At 73.3% G+C, this 17771-nt stretch carries 12 protein-coding genes, 1 tRNA gene and 1 pseudogene; 6 read left to right on the top strand and 8 right to left on the bottom strand.

Annotation, left to right across the window (positions count from 1 at the left end; all coding sequences use genetic code 11):
* Window positions 1-49 precede the first annotated feature (49 nt).
* Window positions 50-1177, top strand: coding sequence for a nucleotide disphospho-sugar-binding domain-containing protein (locus ABZ497_RS08660; protein ID WP_359804047.1), 1128 nt, complete (start codon window positions 50-52; stop codon window positions 1175-1177).
* Window positions 1178-1304: 127 nt separating this feature from the next.
* On the opposite strand, the gene ABZ497_RS08655 is transcribed toward ABZ497_RS08660, so the two are convergent.
* Both ABZ497_RS08655 and ABZ497_RS08650 read right to left on the bottom strand, forming a co-directional pair.
* On the bottom strand, window positions 1305-3815 hold the full coding sequence (locus ABZ497_RS08655) for an FtsX-like permease family protein (RefSeq protein ID WP_359804046.1): 2511 nt from the start codon (window positions 3813-3815) through the stop codon (window positions 1305-1307).
* Window positions 3812-4546 (bottom strand): ABC transporter ATP-binding protein, encoded by a 735-nt coding sequence (locus ABZ497_RS08650; protein WP_352288389.1) that lies wholly within the window; start codon window positions 4544-4546, stop codon window positions 3812-3814. The genes ABZ497_RS08655 and ABZ497_RS08650 overlap by 4 nt, the downstream gene beginning before the upstream one ends.
* 85 nt (window positions 4547-4631) lie before the next feature.
* Here ABZ497_RS08650 and ABZ497_RS08645 point away from each other — a divergent pair, with 85 nt between their 5' ends.
* A complete protein-coding gene (locus ABZ497_RS08645; RefSeq protein WP_359804045.1) occupies window positions 4632-5240 on the top strand; it encodes a response regulator transcription factor in 609 nt (202 codons plus the stop codon).
* Between the two features lie 69 nt (window positions 5241-5309).
* Here ABZ497_RS08645 and ABZ497_RS08640 read toward each other — a convergent pair whose 3' ends face one another.
* Window positions 5310-7355: a histidine kinase gene (locus ABZ497_RS08640; RefSeq protein ID WP_359804044.1), complete on the bottom strand. Its 2046-nt coding sequence runs from the start codon at window positions 7353-7355 to the stop codon at window positions 5310-5312.
* A 193-nt stretch (window positions 7356-7548) separates the two neighbouring features.
* Window positions 7549-7619, bottom strand: a tRNA-Gly gene (locus ABZ497_RS08635).
* A 279-nt stretch (window positions 7620-7898) separates the two neighbouring features.
* Here ABZ497_RS08635 and ABZ497_RS08630 point away from each other — a divergent pair.
* Together ABZ497_RS08630 and dcd are read left to right on the top strand one after the other, a co-directional pair.
* Window positions 7899-8120 (top strand): hypothetical protein, encoded by a 222-nt coding sequence (locus tag ABZ497_RS08630; protein ID WP_329488707.1) that lies wholly within the window; start codon window positions 7899-7901, stop codon window positions 8118-8120.
* Window positions 8121-8191: 71 nt separating this feature from the next.
* On the top strand, window positions 8192-8767 hold the full coding sequence (gene dcd, locus ABZ497_RS08625; RefSeq protein WP_329488708.1) for a dCTP deaminase: 576 nt from the start codon (window positions 8192-8194) through the stop codon (window positions 8765-8767).
* Between the two features lie 90 nt (window positions 8768-8857).
* Here the strand turns inward: dcd and ABZ497_RS08620 are convergent, their stop codons facing one another.
* From ABZ497_RS08620 to ABZ497_RS08605, 4 genes and pseudogenes are all read right to left on the bottom strand, one after another.
* Window positions 8858-9748 (bottom strand): metal-dependent hydrolase, encoded by an 891-nt coding sequence (locus tag ABZ497_RS08620; RefSeq protein WP_359804043.1) that lies wholly within the window; start codon window positions 9746-9748, stop codon window positions 8858-8860.
* A gap of 227 nt (window positions 9749-9975) precedes the next feature.
* Window positions 9976-10989 carry a YIP1 family protein gene (locus tag ABZ497_RS08615; RefSeq protein WP_359804042.1) on the bottom strand — a complete coding sequence of 338 codons (1014 nt, stop codon included), beginning with the start codon at window positions 10987-10989 and terminating at the stop codon, window positions 9976-9978.
* A gap of 196 nt (window positions 10990-11185) precedes the next feature.
* Window positions 11186-12259 (bottom strand): annotated as a pseudogene (locus tag ABZ497_RS08610) (NDP-sugar synthase); the annotation flags it as partial.
* A 403-nt stretch (window positions 12260-12662) separates the two neighbouring features.
* Window positions 12663-14888 carry a heterodisulfide reductase-related iron-sulfur binding cluster gene (locus ABZ497_RS08605; RefSeq protein ID WP_359804041.1) on the bottom strand — a complete coding sequence of 742 codons (2226 nt, stop codon included), beginning with the start codon at window positions 14886-14888 and terminating at the stop codon, window positions 12663-12665.
* 292 nt (window positions 14889-15180) lie between these two features.
* Here ABZ497_RS08605 and dnaK point away from each other — a divergent pair, with 292 nt between their 5' ends.
* Both dnaK and grpE read left to right on the top strand, forming a co-directional pair.
* Window positions 15181-17019, top strand: coding sequence for a molecular chaperone DnaK (gene dnaK, locus ABZ497_RS08600; RefSeq protein WP_329488712.1), 1839 nt, complete (start codon window positions 15181-15183; stop codon window positions 17017-17019).
* Window positions 17016-17636, top strand: coding sequence for a nucleotide exchange factor GrpE (gene grpE / locus ABZ497_RS08595; protein ID WP_329488713.1), 621 nt, complete (start codon window positions 17016-17018; stop codon window positions 17634-17636). The genes dnaK and grpE overlap by 4 nt, the downstream gene beginning before the upstream one ends.
* Window positions 17637-17771: the final 135 nt, after the last annotated feature.

Below are 17771 nucleotides of genomic sequence, written 5' to 3'. Positions count from 1 at the left end.
CGCGTACCGCCAGCCCCGTTCGACCCGAATGAACGACCAGGAGACGATCGTGCGCATACTCTTCACCGGCCCGGCCGCGCCCAGCCACCTCTTCCCGATGGTGCCGACCGCGCAGGCCCTGCGCGCAGCCGGACACGAGGTCCTGTTCGCCAGCCCGAAGCCGATGGACCAGCTCCGGCAGGCCGGCTTCCCGATAGCCGAGATCGGCGACGGCCGGCCACTCCGGGAGGCCTTCGAGGAGGCCACCGGCGAGGAGGCCCGGTACTCCAGGCCGGACCTGGACCAGGACCAGATCTTCGACATGGCGGCCGCCGCCTTCGCCCACGCCTCCCGCTCCACCGTGGACGACCTGCTCGCCGTCGCCGGCGCGTGGGAGCCCGACCTGCTGATCCACGACTCCTGCCTGGCCTCCGCCCAGCTGGTCGCGGCCAAGCTCAAGATCCCGGCGGCGCTCCAGAACTTCGGCCTCACCTCCGGCCTCGACCTGGCCGGTCGGCTGGCCACCCACTTCACCGATGTCTACGAGGCGCACGGCGTGGCCGGCCCCGCCGAGACCACCCCGCTGGACATCGTCCCGGCCTCGCTCGGCGGCGACGGGGGCGGCCTGCGGATGCGCTACCTCCCCTACAACGGCGGCGGTGTCGTCCCCGGCGACCTGCTGCGCCGCGGCACCCGGCCGCGGGTCGCCGTCACCCTGGGCACCGTGGTCGCCGAGATGGACGGCGTGCACGCCATCAGCCGGCTGATCGAGGCCGCCGCCGGGGTCGACGCCGAGTTCCTGCTCGCCGTCGGCGAGGCCGACCTCAGCCACCTCGGTCCGCTCCCGGCCAACGTCCGCCCGCTGCCCTGGGTCCCGCTCGCGGAGCTGCTGCGCGTCTGCGACGCCGTGGTCCACCACGGCGGCTCCGGCAGCACGCTCACCGGTCTGCAGGCCGGCGTGCCCCAGCTGCTCCTCCCCCAGGGCGCCGACAACTTCGCCGTCGCCGACATCCTCACCGCCACCGGGGCCGCCCTGCGCTCGGCCTCGGCCGACGTCGACACCGCCCTGCTCACCCGCCTCGTCGAGGAGCCGGCGCTGCGCGAGGCCGCCGCCCGCCTCCGGGCCGACAACGAGGCCCTCCCCACCCCGGCCGCCCTCGTCCCCGACATCGAGGCCCTCGCCGCCGCCCCGCGCTGACCCGGCCCACCCCGCGGGGACGCCGCAGCCGCAGGTCGGGTGACCTGCGGCTGCGGCGTCCCCGGGCGTCCGCGGAGGTCCCGCCGTACCGGGCGTCCGCTCGGGCCGACCACTCGCCGCCGCCCGCTCAGGCCGCCCGTTCCCCGGCCCGCAGCGCGACCCGGGCCGGGAGCCAGGTGCCCACCGCGGCGAGCGCGGCCGCGCCGGCGACGACGATCACGAGCTGCCCCACCGGCACGGCGACTCCGGCCGTCCCCCGGGTGATGCCCCGGGCGTAGGTGGTGAGCACCGCGAAGGCGATCCCGAGTCCGAGCACGGTGGCGATCACGACGGAGGCCGCGGTCTCCCAGCCGAGCATCCGGCGGACCTGGCGGCGGGTGGTCCCGATCAGCCGCAGCGCGGTGAACTCCTGGCGGCGGTCGGTGATGCTCATCGCGAGGGTGTTGAGGACGGCGATCGCCACGAAGGCGATGATCAGGCCGAGCGTGACGTAGCCGATCTGGGCGCTCACCCGGTTGCCCGCGGACTGCGCGGTGGCGCGGTCCAGGACGCCGATGCCGGGCTCGGCCCGCAGCGCCGAGGCCAGCGCCTCCCGGGAGACCCCCTCGCCCCGGACCAGCAGGTTGTCGTCGAGCGGGACGTCGACGTGCGCGGCGACCGGGTCGTGCGCCAGCGTCAGGTCGCCGAAGCCCAGGCCCCGGGCGTACAGGGCGACGACGGTGACCTCGGCCGGGGTGCCGTCGGCGAGGGTGAGCCGGACCCGCTGACCGAGCCGGTAGCCCAGCCCGTCCGCGGCCGCCGCCGTGCCGTCCGCCAGCGCGCCGAGATCGCCCGCGGTCACCGCGAGGTCCAGGGTGTCGGTCAGCCGCTCGGGCGTGACCGCCTGCACGCTGCGCCTGGTCAGGCCGTCGCGGACCTGGGTGTGCAGCACCCGGGTCACCGTCCGCACGCCGGGGACGGCGGCGACCGAGGCGGCGGCGGAGGCGGGGACGCGCGGCCCGACCACGAAGTCGGCGACGCTGCCGCGGTCGCGCTGCGCACCCGCGGCGCCGTCCACGGTGGTCTGGGTGAACAGGATGGTGCAGGCCATCGCGACCAGCAGGGTCAGCGGCGTGACGACCGAGGCCAGCCGGTGCGCGGCGGCCCGCAGGTTGTGGGCGGCGAGGTAGCCGCCGACCCGGGACGCCCGCAGCGGCAGGCCCAGCACCGCGACCCCGGCCCGGGCCGCCAGCGGGCCGAGCAGGGACAGCGCCGTGCACCAGAGCAGGACGGCGACGAAGCAGGCCGGGGTGGAGGCCTGGTCCGAGTGCAGCACGGTGAGCACGGCGGTGAGCACGACGGAGCCCGCGGCCGCGACGACGCCGAGGACGACCCGCGCCCAGCCCGGCCGGGGCGGCTTGATCTCGGCCTCGCCGAGGGCCTCCACCGGCTTGATCGCGGTGGCCCGCCGGGCCGAGATCCGGGCGGCGCCCCAGCCGGCCAGCAGGGTGGCGCCGGCGGCGGCGATCGCGGGGAACGGAGAGAGCACCACGGGGAGGTTCGCGGGGATCACGTCCAGGGCGACGAACCGGTCCCGGAGCCAACTGCCCAGCGGCAGGCCGGCGGCGGCGCCCAGCACCCCGGCGGCCAGCCCCACCGCGAGCGCCTCGCCGCCTATCATCTTGCGGACCTGTCGCCCGGTCGCGGCGACGGCGCGCAGCACCGCGATCTCGCGCTGGCGCTGCTGGATCGAGAGGCCGAAGGTGCCGACCACGACCAGCAGGGCGACCAGCAGGGAGGTGCCGCCCAGCACACCGCCCATGCTGACCAGTCGGACCTGGGCGTTGGCGGCGTCGGGGAACTCCACCGGTCCGCGGTCGTCGCCGGTCCGGGCGAGGGCGACCGGGGCGACCTGCGTACCGGTGGCGGCGGTGGCGGTAGTGCTACCGGCCTGGGTGCTCCGGAGCAGGGCCGCGACGTCGGCGGCGGCCGACGGCGCCGCCGGGAACACGCCGATCGCACTGAACAGGCCGTCGTGGCCGGCCAGCTGCCGGGCCCGCTCGGGGGCGAAGAACACCCCGGCCTGGGCGTCGAAGACCTGGGCGGTGACGCCGACGACCCGCACGGTCAGCGTCTCCCCGGCGGTGCGGGCCCGCACGGTGGAGCCGACGGCGAGGTGGGTCCGGGCGGCCGTGCCGGCGTCCAGCACGACCTCGTCGGCGGCCGACGGCGCGGCCCCCGAGGCCAGGGTCAGGCCGGCCAGCGGCGCGGACTCCCAGCCGTGGCCCCAGGAGTTCGCCGTGGGGCCGCCGGGCAGCAGCACCGGGAACGTCACCTCGGTGCTGACGGACCGCACCGAGGGCAGCGCCGCGATCCGGTCGGCGAGCGCGGCGGGCACCCAGGCCCGGCCGGCGATCGGCTTGGCCTTCTCCTTGACCTTCCCCTTGCCCTTGTTCTGGACCTGGTGGACGTTCTGGTCCCCGGCGACCACGATCGGCGCGGCCGCGTAGCGCTCCGGCCGGACGCCGCCGAGCAGCCCGGTGGCCAGCAGCGTCCCGCAGCCGCAGACCAGCGCGGCGGCGCAGAACAGGGCGACGAAGGCCCCGGCGAATCCGGCCTTGCGGTGCCGGAGGGTGGCTACGGCGAAGCTGAACATCATCGGTTCCACGCTCCCAGGCGGATCATGCGGTCGGCGACCTTGGCGGCGGTCGGCGCGGACATCGTGTCGGCGACCCGGCCGTCGGCCAGGAAGAGCACCTCGTCGGCGTAGGAGGCGGCGACCGGGTCGTGGGTGACCATGACGATGGTCTGGCCGAGCTCCTCGACGGTCTGCCGGAGCAGGGTCAGGACTTCGCGGGCGGTCATGGTGTCCAGGGCGCCGGTGGGCTCGTCGGCGAAGAGCACCTCGGGGTCCGAGATCAGTGCCCGGGCGATGGCGACGCGCTGCTGCTGGCCGCCGGAGAGCTGGCCCGGGCGGTGTCCGGTCCGCTCCCGCAGCCCCACCCGCCCGACCAGCGCGGCCAGCCTGGCGGCGTCGGCACGGCGGCCCGCCAGGCGCAGCGGCAGCGTGATGTTCTGCTCGACGGTCAGCGACGGGACGAGGTTGAACGACTGGAACACGAACCCCGCGCGCTCCCGGCGCAGTTCGGTCAGCTTGGTCTCGCTGAGCCGCGACAGGTCGGTGTCCCCCAGCCGGACCGTCCCGGAGCTCGGCCGGTCCAGCCCGGCCGCGCAGTGCAGGAACGTGCTCTTGCCCGAACCGGAGGGCCCCATCACCGCGGTGAAGCCGCCCTTGGGCAGCCGCACCGTCACCTCGCGCAGCGCGGCGACCGCCCCCCGCCCCTTGCCGTACACCTTGCTCACAGCTTCCAACGTGATCGCTTCGCTCATGCCTCCAGCCTGCCGAGCCGCGAACTCCCGGCCCAGGGAACGGATCACGAGCGACCCGTGACATCGTCACGGGTAGGGTCATCGCATGATCAGACTCCTGCTGGCGGAGGACCAGCACGTGGTGCGCGGCGCGCTGGTGGCACTGCTGGAGCTGGAGCCCGACCTGGAGGTCGTCGCCCAGGCCGGCTCGGCCGACGACGTGGTGCCGCGCGCCCTCGTCGCCCTGCCCGACGTCGCGGTGCTCGACATCGAGATGCCCGGGCGCACCGACGGTCTCCAGGCAGCCGCGGCACTGAAGGAGAAGGTGCCGAACTGCCGAACCCTGATGCTCACTTCGAACGGCCGCCCCGGACTGCTCCGCCGCGCCCTGGACGCCAAGGTCGACGGCTTCCTGCTGAAGACCGCCCCGCCGGAGGAGCTGGTGGCGGCGATCCGGCAGGTGGCCGGCGGCGGCCGGGTGCTCGACCGGGGGCTCGCCGTCGCGGCCTGGGACCTCTCGGACAACCCGCTGACACCGCGGGAGAACGACGTGCTGCGGGAGCTGGCCGAGGGCGCCGAGCCCCCGGAGATCGCGGCGCGGCTGCACCTGTCGACGGGGACGGTCCGCAATGTGCTGACCGCGGTCGTCGGCAAGCTCAACGCCCGCAACCGGACCGACGCGGTACGCATCGCGCGTGAGGCGGGCTGGCTGTAGCCGCCGCGCCCGCCCGCGCCCGGCGCTCCGGGCGTCAGCCCGCGGTGACCGCCCCACGCAGCACCGGCCTCAGCCCGCGGGCACCTCGGCGCGCAGCAGGTACCAGCCGTCGTCCGGACCGGCCGCCAGGGTGCCGCCGATCGCGGCGAGGCGGACGGTCAGCCCGCCGATCCCGGAGCCGGGCGCGCTGACGCCGTCCGGCGCCCCGTCGTTCTCCACCTCCAGCCGCACCGCGTCCCCGGCCACCGAGGTGGCGATGCGCGCGTGGCGGGCGGCGCTGTGCCGCAGGATGTTGGTGACCGCCTCCCGGAGGACCACGCTCAGCACGGCGCCGGCCGCCGGCGGCACCGGGACGTCGTCGACCTCCACCGTGATCGCCGCCGCCTCCAGCACCCCGGCGGCCGAGGCGAGTTCGGCCTCGAAGGACAACCGGGGGCTGTCGCTCACCACCGTCCGCAGTTCGGTCTCGCCGCGTTCGGCCAGCCGCACGATGTCCCGCAGCTCGGCCCGGCCGCGGTCGGGGTCCGTGGCCGCCAGCCGCCGGGCCAGCTCGGCCTTGAGCAGGATCGCGGTCAGTCCGTGGCCGAGCAGGTCGTGCAGGTCACGGGCGGCGCGCAGGCGCTCGGTCACCACCGCGGCGCGGGTCAGCCCCGCCCCCGCTCGCTGGAGCTCCCGCACCAGCCGGGCCAGCCGCAGGACGCCGTAGACCACGACGCAGGTGATCAGGGCGTCGACGGCGGCGAGCAGCACGGGCACCGGCCCGCCGCCGGTGAGCACACCGCCGGCCACCGCCGCCGCGACGGCGAGGGCCGCGCCGGCCCGGAGCGGGAGGGCGAACAGCAGCGCACCCGCGAGGATGCCGACCGCGCCGATCCAGTTCCGCCCGGACCAGGGCAGCGGAACGAGGGCGATCACCGCCGAGGCGAGCAGCACGAGCCGGGCGTGGCGCGGCGAGTCCCGGGTCGCGAAGCGGATCTGGAGCAGGCAGAAGACCAGCAGGCAGGGTGCCCCGAGCGCGAGCAGCGGCACCGGGACGAGCAGCACGGCCTTGACGAAGAAGGTGCCCAGGACGAGGAGGTACAGGCCGAGCACGGTCCGCAGCTCGGGCGGGTCGGCCGCCTCCGCCGGCGCGGGCGTGGCCGCGACCGCCGCCCCGACGGCGAAGCGCCCGTCCGGCTCCAGACCGGCCGTCAGCCGACCGCCGACCTCGCGGACCCGGTCGGCGAGGCCGTCGAGCAGATCGGCGCCGAGCGCGGCCGTCGGCACGCCGTCACTGACCACCCGCAGCACCACCTGCCCGGCCCGCTCCCCGGTGACGATCTCGCACCGCCGCGCGTCACCGACCCGCACCACCGCCGTGACCGCCTCACGCAGCACCGCCGCCAGCACCGTCCCGGCCGGCCCGAGCGGCTCCGAGTGCCCGACCCGCAGGTCCGCGGCGATGCCCGCGGACGCCAGCAGCGCCCGGGCGCTCGCCGCCTCGGGGGCCAGCGACAGGCTGCGCAGCTCCGCCGCCGTGGCCCGGGTCGCCGCCAAGGTCCGCCGCGCCGCGCCGATGAGGTCCGCCAGGACGCCCGGATCGTCCCGGAGCGCCAGATCGCGGACCTCCTTCAACCCCTCGGCGAGCCCGCTCCGCAGCCCGGTCGCGATCCGCAGCCGCTCGGCGGTCACCGCGGCCGCCGCCAGCGCGAGCCGGGCCGCGTGCACCCGCGCCGCGAACAGCGCGAGCGTGGTGACGGCGTACAGCATCACGCCGCCGATCGCGACGATGAGCGTCATGTCGACGGCGTCCCGCACACTGCCCGACCGCACCAGCTCGATCAGGGCCGCGGAGGCGCCGAACAGCGGCACCAGCACCCGGCGCCGTTCCAGCAGCAACGAGGCGGCCGGGAGACAGAGCAACCCGACCGACACCCCGAACCCCAGCACCGCGACATACCCGACGGCCAGCTCCACCGCCGTCCCGACCCCCGGCGGCACCACCCCCAGCACCCGCCGCACCGCCGACGAACTGTGCCGCAGCTGCACCACCACCAGCACGACGCACGCCACGACCACGGCCACCCCGGCCCCCGGCGCCCCCGGAACCCGCGCCAGCCCCTTCAACAGGTGCACCGAAGCCACCGCGGCAGCCGCCGCCCCCACCAGCCCCCGCGCCGGCCACCCCGCCCGCGCCCCCACATCCACCCCCGCCACCCGGCGCATGCTACGCGGAACCCGATCAAGCCGGCAGCTCTGGCCCCACCCCGAATCCGCCCCGAAAAACAGCGAAACCGCAGATCCGAAGACCTGCGGTTTCGCCATGAAGAGCGGGCGACGAGAATCGAACTCGCGCTATAAGCTTGGGAAGCTCATGTTCTACCATTAAACTACGCCCGCCTGATGAGCCGTCAGAGACCGCTCGATCTGCGCCCACTGTACCCCATCCGTGACGCCCGTTGCACAGGTGGCCCGGGGTCGTGGCGGAGCCGCCCGGGGCGGGGGTGGAGGCGTACTGTGTGGGCCGCGTGAGAGTGCTCCGGCGGGTGGGTTCCGGGGCGGCGAGCCATCCTGTGGAATGTCCGGAACATCCCCTAATGTGACGCTGTCCCGAAGGCTCGGCCGTTCGGGGTGCGATGAGTACGGGTGAGTACCGGGGTAAGGATGGGAAGGGGACCGATGGAGCAGCGCGCCGTCGTTCGTTGTGCCGAGGGGCACCTGTTCAGCACCACCACGTTCCCGATGCAGAACCTCGGGCCGGGCCGGCTGGGGCCCGGGCGGCTGATCCGCTGCCCGCAGTGCGGGCGGATGCGCAGTTCGGTGCTGGCCGACGTACGGGAGCTGTCCGCGCCGCAACTGGCCCGGGCGATGCGGCTGGAGGCCGCGGAGTTCCTCGCCTGAGGGCGGGTACCAGGACGGACGGGGCCCCGGACGATTCGTCCGGGGCCCCGTCGTGCACGTAACCTCGGAGCGTGCTGCTCTCTGACAAGGACATTCGGGCCGAGATCGACAAGGGCCGGGTCGTGATCGACCCGTTCGACCCCGCGATGATCCAGCCGTCCAGTATCGATGTGCGACTGGACCGCTTCTTCCGGGTGTTCGAGAACCACCGGTATCCCCACATCGATCCCTCCGAGGAGCAGCCGGACCTGACCCGGCTGGTCGAGCCGGAGGGCGACGACGCGTTCATCCTGCACCCCGGCGAGTTCGTGCTGGCGTCGACCTACGAGGTCATCTCGCTGCCGGACGACGTGGCCTCGCGGCTGGAGGGCAAGTCCAGCCTGGGCCGGCTCGGCCTGCTGACGCACTCCACGGCCGGCTTCATCGACCCCGGCTTCAGCGGGCACGTCACGCTGGAGCTGTCGAACGTCGCGACGCTGCCGATCAAGCTCTACCCGGGGATGAAGATCGGGCAGCTCTGCCTGTTCCGCCTCTCCTCGCCGTCGGAGCACCCGTACGGCTCGGCGCGGTACGGCTCGCGCTACCAGGGCCAGCGCGGCCCGACGCCGTCCCGGTCCTACCTGAACTTCCACCGCACGGACATCTGAGCCCGGACGGTCCCGAGCACACCGAGCGCACGCACAGCGGGCGGCCACCCCTCCGTCGAGGGTGGCCGCCCGCGGCGTTCCCGGTGGTGCTCAGACCCGCTCGGGGCGGGTGACGGCGACCAGCTCGCTGCCGTCCTCGGAGAGCCGCAGCTCGGTGCGGAGCGCCGCCAGCTCGCCCAGGTGGTGCAGGTGGGTGCCGCCGCAGAAGATCTGCGCGGCGCCCTCGGGCAGCTCGCAGTGCCACTGGCGGCGGGCGGTCAGCTCGGGGCCGGGGACGTCGATGCGGACCGGCGCGTCGGCGGCGACCCAGGCGGCCAGCTGCCGGTTGACCGCCTCGGTGAGGTCGGGCAGGGCGTCGGCGAGGGCCGGGAACTCCTCGGTCGCCTCGGCGGTGAAGCCCTTCTTGCGCAGCGACTTGCCGAGCCGGTAGGTGTCGGTGCTCGCCTCGGTGTCCATCACGGAGCTCGCCATCGCGAGGCTGTCGAAGTCCGGGTTGCCGAAGGCGTCGGCGCGGCCCGGGTCCTTGCGCCAGCGCGGCGCGAGGGCCGCGTTCAGGGCGAGCGCGAGCAGGTGGCAGCCGCTGTGCGAGGCGCAGAGGGCGGCGCGCCGGCCCGGGTCGACGGCGAGCGTCGCGGTCTTGCCGACGAGGCCGTCCGGCGCCCCCTCGACCACGTGCAGGACCAGCCAGGACCACTCCTCGTCACCGCGCCGGACCGGGATCTCGGCGCCGACCAGCGGCGCGCCGCCGTCCGGGCCCACCGCACCGGTCAGGCAGTCGACGACGGCCAGTTCGGTGCCGTCCACGGTCAGGGTGCCGAGGTCGGCCGGCTGGTCGGGCCAGGTGTGGTCGAGCGGGTGGAACGGCGTCGCCGCGGTGACGACCGCGTGGCGGCCGCCGTCCAGCGGGTGCACCGCGAGCACCGGGGACTCGCCGGTCACCGCCCCGGCCGGGAAGCTGACGTGGGTGGTGGGGAGGGTCATGCCTGGCTCCGTGCGCGTGAGGGTGGTGGACGTGAGGGTGGTGGAAGCGGAACGGGCCCCGCAGGCGGGGCCCGTCGACCATTCTCCCCCGGGCCCGCGCCGCGCCTTCCCCGGTTCCTCGGCCGGGAACGGACCGGCCGACCGGCCCCGGGACGGGCAGGCCGACCAGCCCCGGAGCGGACAGGCCGACCGGCCCAGGGGGACAGCCAGGGTGGACAGGAGACTGATCAGCCCAGGGTGGGCAGCTTGATCAGCACCAGCAGCGCCAGCAGCTGGAGCGCGGCGGCGCCGGCCGCCTTGCCCCACGGCAGGTCGTGCACCCGGCGGACCATCGTGGTCAGCAGGACGGCGCAGAACAGCCAGGTGGCCCAGCCGACGACCTGGACGACGAGGTTGTCGGACGGCAGCACGAGCGCCAGCAGCAGCCGGGGCGCATCCGTCGTCCAGCCGATCAGCACGGCGAGGCCGACCGTCGACTTCCACGGGCCGTCCCCGCCGAACTGGCGGGCCAGCGCGTAGGTGACCGCGCCGAGCGTGGCGCCGGCCACGGTGAAGCCGATCGCGGCGACGACCATCGCGGTGAGCGCGCTGGTGAAGGTCGAGTTGACCACGTCGTCGTGGGTCAGGCCGATGCCCAGCACGGCCAGCGCGCCGTACAGCAGCGAGACGGTGAGCGCGGGCAGCCAGACCTGGTGGTCGCGGGTGCGGTCGAAGGTGGCCGTCGGGTTGCGGAAGATCCCGATCAGCAGCTCGCGCCAGCGCGGGCGCGGGCCGGTGGCGTGCGGGGCGGCCTGGCCGCCGGCCCGGTACACCGCGACGTTGTCCGGCTGACCGTCCTGGCCGTGGCCGTAGGCCTGGTCGGGCCCTTGGTCGTAGCCCTGGCCATAACCCTGCTCGTAGCCCTGCTCGTACCCCTGCGGGTACGGCTGCTGCCCGTACTCCGCCGGGTACCCCTGCTGCGGGTACGGCTCGCCCGCGTACGGGTCGCCGCCGGTCGGGAAGGCCCGGGTGTGCCCGGGCTGGTCGGCCGCGTACGGGTCGTACCCGCCGGCCTGGGGACCGCCGTGCCCGCCGGGGGACGACGCCCCCGGCCGCGGTGCCGTCCCCCGGTGCGGAGCGGTGAAGTACTCCGGACCGTCCGCCTGCCCGTACCCCCCGGGCGCCCCCGCCGAGGGGGGAGGAGCCGACCACCCGCCACGGGGGTCGGCGCCCTGACCGCTGTCGTATCGATTACCAGCCACGCTCCGAAGGTACCCGTCCGGCCGACTCCGTGTCGGTCGGGCACCGAGCCGGAGCCGGTTTGCAGCGAGCCTGTGACGACGGCGCCCCGGGCGGGGCCCCGGGCGCCGTGTCGGGCGGGTCCTACCGCTGCGCGCTCACGGCCGGCGCGTGCACCGCCGCGGCCGCCGAGGCACCGGCCGGGCAGCCGCCCGGGCCGGCCGAGGTGCGGACGGCGCCGACCGGCAGCAGCGTGCCGCAGGCGACCCGGATGCCGTTCGGCAGCTCGTTGTCCGACTCGACGATCGCGCCGTCGCCGATCACCGCGCCGTCCAGCGCCGTCCGGTCGCCGACGGTCGCGTACGCGCCCACGATCGAGTCCTTGACCAGGGTGTCCGGGCCGATGGACGCGCCGGGCAGGATCACGCTGCCCTCGACGATCGCGCCGGCCTCGATCACCGCGCCCGCGGAGACCACGGTCCCGCCGCTCAGCACGGCGCCGGGGTGCACGGTGGCACCGGGCAGCAGCAGGGCGTCACCGGTGGGGCCGGGGACGGCCGGGGAGTCGACCTTGCCGAGGACCAGGTCGGCCGAGCCGCGGACGAAGGCCGCCGGCGTCCCGAGGTCCAGCCAGTACGAGGTGTCGACCACACCGCGCAGCAGCGCGCCGGTGGCCAGCAGCTCGGGGAAGGTCTCGCGCTCGACGGAGACCTCGCGCCCGGCCGGGATCCGGTCGATCACCGAGCGGGTGAAGACGTAGCAGCCGGCGTTGATCTGGTCGGTGACGATCTGCTCGGGCGTCTCCGGCTTCTCCAGGAACTCCAGCACCCGCCCGTCCTCGTCGGTCGGGACGAGCCCGAAGGCGCGCGGGTCCTCGACCCGGGTGAGGTGCAGCGTGACGTCGGCCCCGGCGGCCACGTGGCCGTCGCGCAGGGCCGCGATGTCGACGCCGGACAGGATGTCCCCGTTGAAGATCAGGACCGGCTCGTCGGGGCCGCAGGTCAGCCCGGAGGCCGCGTTGCGGATCGCGCCACCGGTGCCGAGCGGCTCCCGCTCGGTCAGGTAGACCAGCTCGATGCCGTACGGCGTCCCGTCCTGGAAGTGGTCCTCGAAGACCTCGGCCAGGTAGGAGGTGGCGAGCACCACGCGGGTCACCCCGGCCGCGGCCGCGCGGGCCAGCTGGTGCGCGATGAACGGGACGCCCGCCACGGGCAGCATGGGCTTGGGGGTGTGGGTGGTCAGCGGACGCAGTCGCGTGCCCTTACCACCGACCAGCATGATCGCCTCGGTCATGGTCTGCGCTGTTCCCCTTGTGGTCTCCGCGGCCCGGCCCGGCGGGCCGATACCTCCGTCAGTGGTCTGGAAACCCGTCCGGACGGCCGGCACGGGTCGACCGGCACAGGGCCGGTCCGGCGCCTACTGTATTTCCTTCCGACCCGGGCCCGGTCGGGCGGGCGGGCGGTTGGCGTCCCGCCCACCGCGCGGCGCTCCGGAGAACGCCGCGCCAAGTCCGGTGGAAGACCGGGTGCGAGCCGCACCGGAGCCCGGCGAAAAGCCCGGCCCGGCGGGCGCTCGTCGCACCCACCGGGCCGGGCAGTTGTAGCAGAACTGTCGAACAGCCGGGCGGTCGTGGCCCGGGCCGACCGCCCTCGGGCCGGAGGCACCGGGCCGACCGTCACCGGTCAGGCGTCACCGGTCAGGCGTCGACGGTCTCCGCCGCCTCCGCCGGCTCGGCCGGCGGCAGTGCCTTCACCGAGTCGAGCAGCAGCTGGGCGACGTCGACCACCTTCAGGTGCTCCTTGGCCGCGCCCTCGTTCTTCTTCCCGTTGACCGAGTCGGAGAGCATCACCAGGCAGAACGGGCAGGCGGTGGAGACGATGTCGGGGTTGAGCGACAGCGCCTCGTCCACGCGCTCGGTGTTGATCCGCTTGCCGATGCGCTCCTCCATCCACATCCGCGCGCCACCGGCGCCGCAGCAGAAGCCGCGCTCCTTGTGGCGGTGCATCTCCTGCTGGCGCAGACCGGGGACCTTGTCCATGATCTCGCGCGGCGGGCTGTAGACCTTGTTGTGCCGGCCCAGGTAGCAGGGGTCGTGGTAGGTGATCAGGCCCTCGACCGGGTTCACCGGGACGAGCTTGCCCTCGTCGATCAGGTGCTGCAGCAGCTGGGTGTGGTGGATGACCTCGAAGTGGCCGCCCAGCTGCGGGTACTCGTTGGCGATGGTGTTGAAGCAGTGCGGGCAGGTGGCGACGATCCGCTTCTTCGGAGCGTCCTCCAGCGCCGCGTTCAGGGTCTCGACGTTCTGCGCGCCGAGCATCTGGAAGAGGAACTCGTTGCCCAGGCGGCGGGCGGAGTCACCGGTGCAGGACTCCTCCTTGCCGAGGATCGCGAACTGCACGCCGGCGGTGTGCAGCAGCTCCGCGAAGGCCTTGGTGGTCTTCTTGGCGCGGTCCTCCAGGGCGCCGGCGCAGCCGACCCAGTAGAGGTACTCGACCTCGGCGGGGTCGATGTCCTCACCGATCACCGGCACCTCGATGCCGGTCTCCTTCTTCAGCTCCTTGACCCAGTCCAGGCGGGCCTTGGTGGCCATGCCCCACGGGTTGCCCTTGTTCTCCAGGTTCTTGAGCATCGTCCCGGCCTCGGTCGGGAAGGAGCTCTCGATCATCACCTGGTAGCGGCGCATGTCGACGATGTGGTCGATGTGCTCGATGTCCACCGGGCACTGCTCGACGCAGGCGCCGCAGGTGGTGCAGGACCAGAGCACGTCGGGGTCGATGACCCCGCCCTCCTCGGCGGTGCCGATCAGCGGGCGCTCGGCCTCGGCGAGTGCCTCGGCGGGCACGCCGGCCAGCTGCTCGGCGGTGGCGCGCTCCTCGCCCTCCATGTCCTTGCCGCCGCCGGCGAGCAGGTACGGCGCCTTGGCGAAGGCGTGCTCGCGCAGGCTCATGATCAGCAGCTTGGGCGAGAGCGGCTTGCCGGTGTTCCAGGCGGGGCACTGCGACTGGCAGCGGCCGCACTCGGTGCAGGTGGAGAAGTCGAGGATGCCCTTCCAGGAGAAGTGCTCGACCTGGGAGACGCCGAAGACGGCGTCGTCGGCCGGGTCCTCGAAGTCGATCGGGGCGCCGCCGCTGGTCATCGGCCGCAGGGCGCCGAGCGCGGTGCCGCCGTCCTCTTCGCGCTTGAAGTAGATGTTGAAGAAGGCGAGGAAGCGGTGCCAGGCCACGCCCATCGAGGGGTTGATGCCGATGGTGATCGCCCACGCGAAGGAGATGCAGATCTTCAGCATCGCGAAGAGGTAGATCAGGTTCTCCAGCGTGCCGTGCGCCAGGCCCTTGAAGGCCAGCACCAGCGGGTAGGAGACCAGGTACTTCGCCTCGTACGAGCCGACGTTCTCCAGCGCGCCCTCCAGGCCGCGCAGGATCATGATGCAGAGGCCGATGCCGAGGATCGTGTACTCGACGTAGAAGGCCTGCCAGGCGATCGAGCCGGCGAACCGGGACTTGCGGCCGGACCGCGACGGCAGGCTGAGCAGCCGGATCACGATCAGGGTCGCGATGCCCAGCGTGGTCAGCGTGCCGACCAGCTCGGTGAAGAGCTCGTACGGCAGCCAGCCGCCGAGCACCGGCAGCACGAACTCGGCGTCGAACAGCTGGAAGAAGGCGGTCAGCAGGGTGAGGCCGAGGGTGAAGAAGCCCACCGCGACGAACCAGTGCGCGATGCCGACGACGCCCCAGCGGTTCATCCTGGTGTGGCCGACGAACTCGACCGCCACGGTCTTCACCCGCTGGGCGGGCACGCCGAATCTGGTGGGGTCGGACTGACCCGTCCGCACCACCCTGAAGATGTACATCGCCGCACGGGCGGCGAGCGCGGTGCCGATCACAAACGTGACCAGCGAGATGACGATCGCTGCTAGCTGCATCGGCTCTCCGTCTCCTGCGGCTTCCTGGTGAGAGTTTCTACGCGTGCGAGTGTACTCGTCGGTAACTTGCCGGGCCGACGGCCCGGACATTACCGCCCGTCAACACTCCTCCAGAAGATGCTCAAGGTATGGCGGCAGTCACGCGAGCCCGGCGCACCACGCCTTCCGGCGGGTCGGCGCGATTTTCGGCTCAGCAAAGTTGAGCCGCTGGGACTCATAGCTGTTGACGCCTTCCGCCGAGTCGTGCATCCTTGAGCCTGTAAAGCTCAACTCTTCCGTGGAGGTACCAACGATGGCACGCGCGGTCGGCATCGACCTCGGTACGACGAACTCGGTCGTCAGCGTCCTTGAGGGTGGCGAACCCACCGTCATCACGAACGCCGAGGGTGCGCGGACCACGCCGTCCGTCGTGGCCTTCGCCAAGAACGGCGAGGTGCTGGTCGGCGAGGTCGCCAAGCGCCAGGCGGTCACCAACGTCGACCGGACCATCCGCTCGGTCAAGCGCCACATGGGCACCGGGTGGAAGATCAACCTGGACGGCAAGGACTTCAACCCCCAGCAGATCAGCGCCTTCGTGCTGCAGAAGCTGAAGCGGGACGCCGAGGCCTACCTGGGCGAGACGGTCACCGACGCCGTCATCACCGTCCCGGCCTACTTCTCCGACTCGGAGCGCCAGGCGACCAAGGAGGCCGGTGAGATCGCGGGCCTCAACGTCCTGCGCATCGTCAACGAGCCCACCGCGGCCGCCCTGGCCTACGGCCTGGACAAGGACGACCAGACCATTCTGGTCTTCGACCTCGGCGGCGGCACCTTCGACGTGTCCCTGCTGGAGATCGGCGACGGGGTCGTCGAGGTGAAGGCCACCAACGGTGACAACCACCTCGGTGGTGACGACTGGGACCAGAAGGTCGTCGACCACCTGGTCAAGGTCTTCCAGGCCGGCCACGGCGTGGACCTGTCCAAGGACAAGATGGCCCTCCAGCGTCTGCGCGAGGCCGCCGAGAAGGCCAAGATCGAGCTGTCCTCGTCCTCCGAGACCTCGATCAACCTGCCCTACATCACGGCCTCCGCCGAGGGCCCGCTGCACCTGGACGAGAAGCTCACCCGCGCCCAGTTCCAGCAGCTCACCTCCGACCTGCTGGAGCGCTGCAAGGTCCCGTTCCACAACGTCATCAAGGACGCCGGCATCGCGCTGTCCGAGATCGACCACGTGGTCCTGGTCGGCGGCTCGACCCGGATGCCCGCCGTCGCCGAGCTCGTCCGCGAGCTGACCGGCGGCAAGGACGCCAACAAGGGCGTCAACCCGGACGAGGTCGTCGCGATCGGCGCCGCGCTCCAGGCCGGTGTCCTCAAGGGCGAGGTCAAGGACGTCCTGCTGCTCGACGTCACCCCGCTGTCCCTCGGCATCGAGACCAAGGGCGGCATCATGACCAAGCTGATCGAGCGCAACACCACGATCCCGACCAAGCGCTCGGAGATCTTCACCACGGCCGAGGACAACCAGCCGTCCGTGCAGATCCAGGTCTACCAGGGCGAGCGCGAGATCGCCGCGTACAACAAGAAGCTCGGCATGTTCGAGCTGACCGGTCTCCCGCCGGCCCCCCGCGGCCTGCCCCAGATCGAGGTCACCTTCGACATCGACGCCAACGGCATCATGCACGTCGGTGCCAAGGACCTCGGCACCGGCAAGGAGCAGAAGATGACCGTCACCGGCGGCTCCGCGCTGCCGAAGGACGACATCGAGCGCATGATGCGCGAGGCCGAGCAGTACGCGGAGGAGGACCACAAGCGCCGCGAGTCGGTCGAGACCCGCAACCAGGCCGAGCAGCTCGTCTACTCGACCGAGAAGTTCATCGCGGACAACGCGGAGAAGCTCCCGGCCGACGTCAAGACCGAGGTCGAGACCGCCATCGGCGAGCTCAAGGAGACCCTCAAGGGCGAGGACATCGCGGCCATCCGCGAGGCCTCCGAGAAGGTCTCCACCACCGCCCAGAAGCTCGGCCAGGCGCTCTACGCCAACGCCGACGCCGCCGGTGCCGCGCCGGCCGGTGACGCCGCCGGTGCCAAGGACGACGACGTCGTCGACGCCGAGATCGTGGACGACGAGAAGCCCAAGGGCGGTGCGGCATGACGGAGAAGCCGCAGGGTGCTGAGCCCGGCGACGACTCCGCCGCCGAGGAGGCCGTGATCGAGGCCGCCGAGGAGGCCGCGGCAGCCGGTGACACCACCGGTGCCGCGGGCGACGCCGCTGCCAAGCAGCTCGCCGAGCGGACCGCCGACCTCCAGCGCCTTCAGGCCGAGTACCAGAACTACCGCAAGCGGGTCGAGCGGGACCGTCTGACGGTCCGCGAGATCGCGGTCTCCAACATCCTGGAGTCCCTGATCCCGGTGCTGGACGACATCGGCCGGGCCCGCGAGCACGGCGAGGTGACGGGCGGCTTCAAGTCCGTCGCCGAGTCGCTGGAGACGGTCGTGGCCAAGCTGGGCCTCCAGCAGTTCGGCAAGGAGGGCGAGCCCTTCGACCCGACCATGCACGAGGCGCTGATGCACAGCTACTCCTCGGACGTCACCGAGGACACCTGCGTCCAGATCCTCCAGCCCGGCTACCGGATCGGCGAGCGGATCATCCGCCCGGCGATGGTGGCGGTCGCGGAGCCCCAGCCGGGCACCCAGACCACCTCCGCGCCGGACGCCGAGTCGGCGAAGTCCGCGGAGTCGGACAAGGCTGACGGTGGCGCGGACAGCTGACACCCCGTGCGCTGCGGAGTCGTACGCCGGCCAGTACGGCGGCCGGCTCCGCAGCGCCGTATCCGTTGACCCGGTTCCCCGCGGCGGGGAGTCCGGTGGATCCGTGGCCGGCGGGCCCACCCGCGCCGGATCCCT

This window comes from Kitasatospora sp. NPDC005751, from assembly GCF_040630835.1.
Classification (GTDB): domain Bacteria; phylum Actinomycetota; class Actinomycetes; order Streptomycetales; family Streptomycetaceae; genus Kitasatospora.
The sequence above is the reverse complement of the archived record's forward strand: the minus strand, read 5'-3'. Positions and strand labels throughout refer to the sequence as shown.

Excerpts from the sequence above, each read along its gene's own strand:
- ABZ497_RS08655 (WP_359804046.1), bottom strand. The coding sequence starts at position 3,815 with ATGATGTTCAGCTTCGCCGTAGCCACCCTCCGGCACCGCAAGGCCGGA.
- ABZ497_RS08650 (WP_352288389.1), bottom strand. The coding sequence starts at position 4,546 with ATGAGCGAAGCGATCACGTTGGAAGCTGTGAGCAAGGTGTACGGCAAG.
- ABZ497_RS08645 (WP_359804045.1), top strand. The coding sequence starts at position 4,632 with ATGATCAGACTCCTGCTGGCGGAGGACCAGCACGTGGTGCGCGGCGCG.
- ABZ497_RS08630 (WP_329488707.1), top strand. The coding sequence starts at position 7,899 with ATGGAGCAGCGCGCCGTCGTTCGTTGTGCCGAGGGGCACCTGTTCAGC.
- ABZ497_RS08620 (WP_359804043.1), bottom strand. The coding sequence starts at position 9,748 with ATGACCCTCCCCACCACCCACGTCAGCTTCCCGGCCGGGGCGGTGACC.
- ABZ497_RS08605 (WP_359804041.1), bottom strand. The coding sequence starts at position 14,888 with ATGCAGCTAGCAGCGATCGTCATCTCGCTGGTCACGTTTGTGATCGGC.
- dnaK (WP_329488712.1), top strand. The coding sequence starts at position 15,181 with ATGGCACGCGCGGTCGGCATCGACCTCGGTACGACGAACTCGGTCGTC.
- grpE (WP_329488713.1), top strand. The coding sequence starts at position 17,016 with ATGACGGAGAAGCCGCAGGGTGCTGAGCCCGGCGACGACTCCGCCGCC.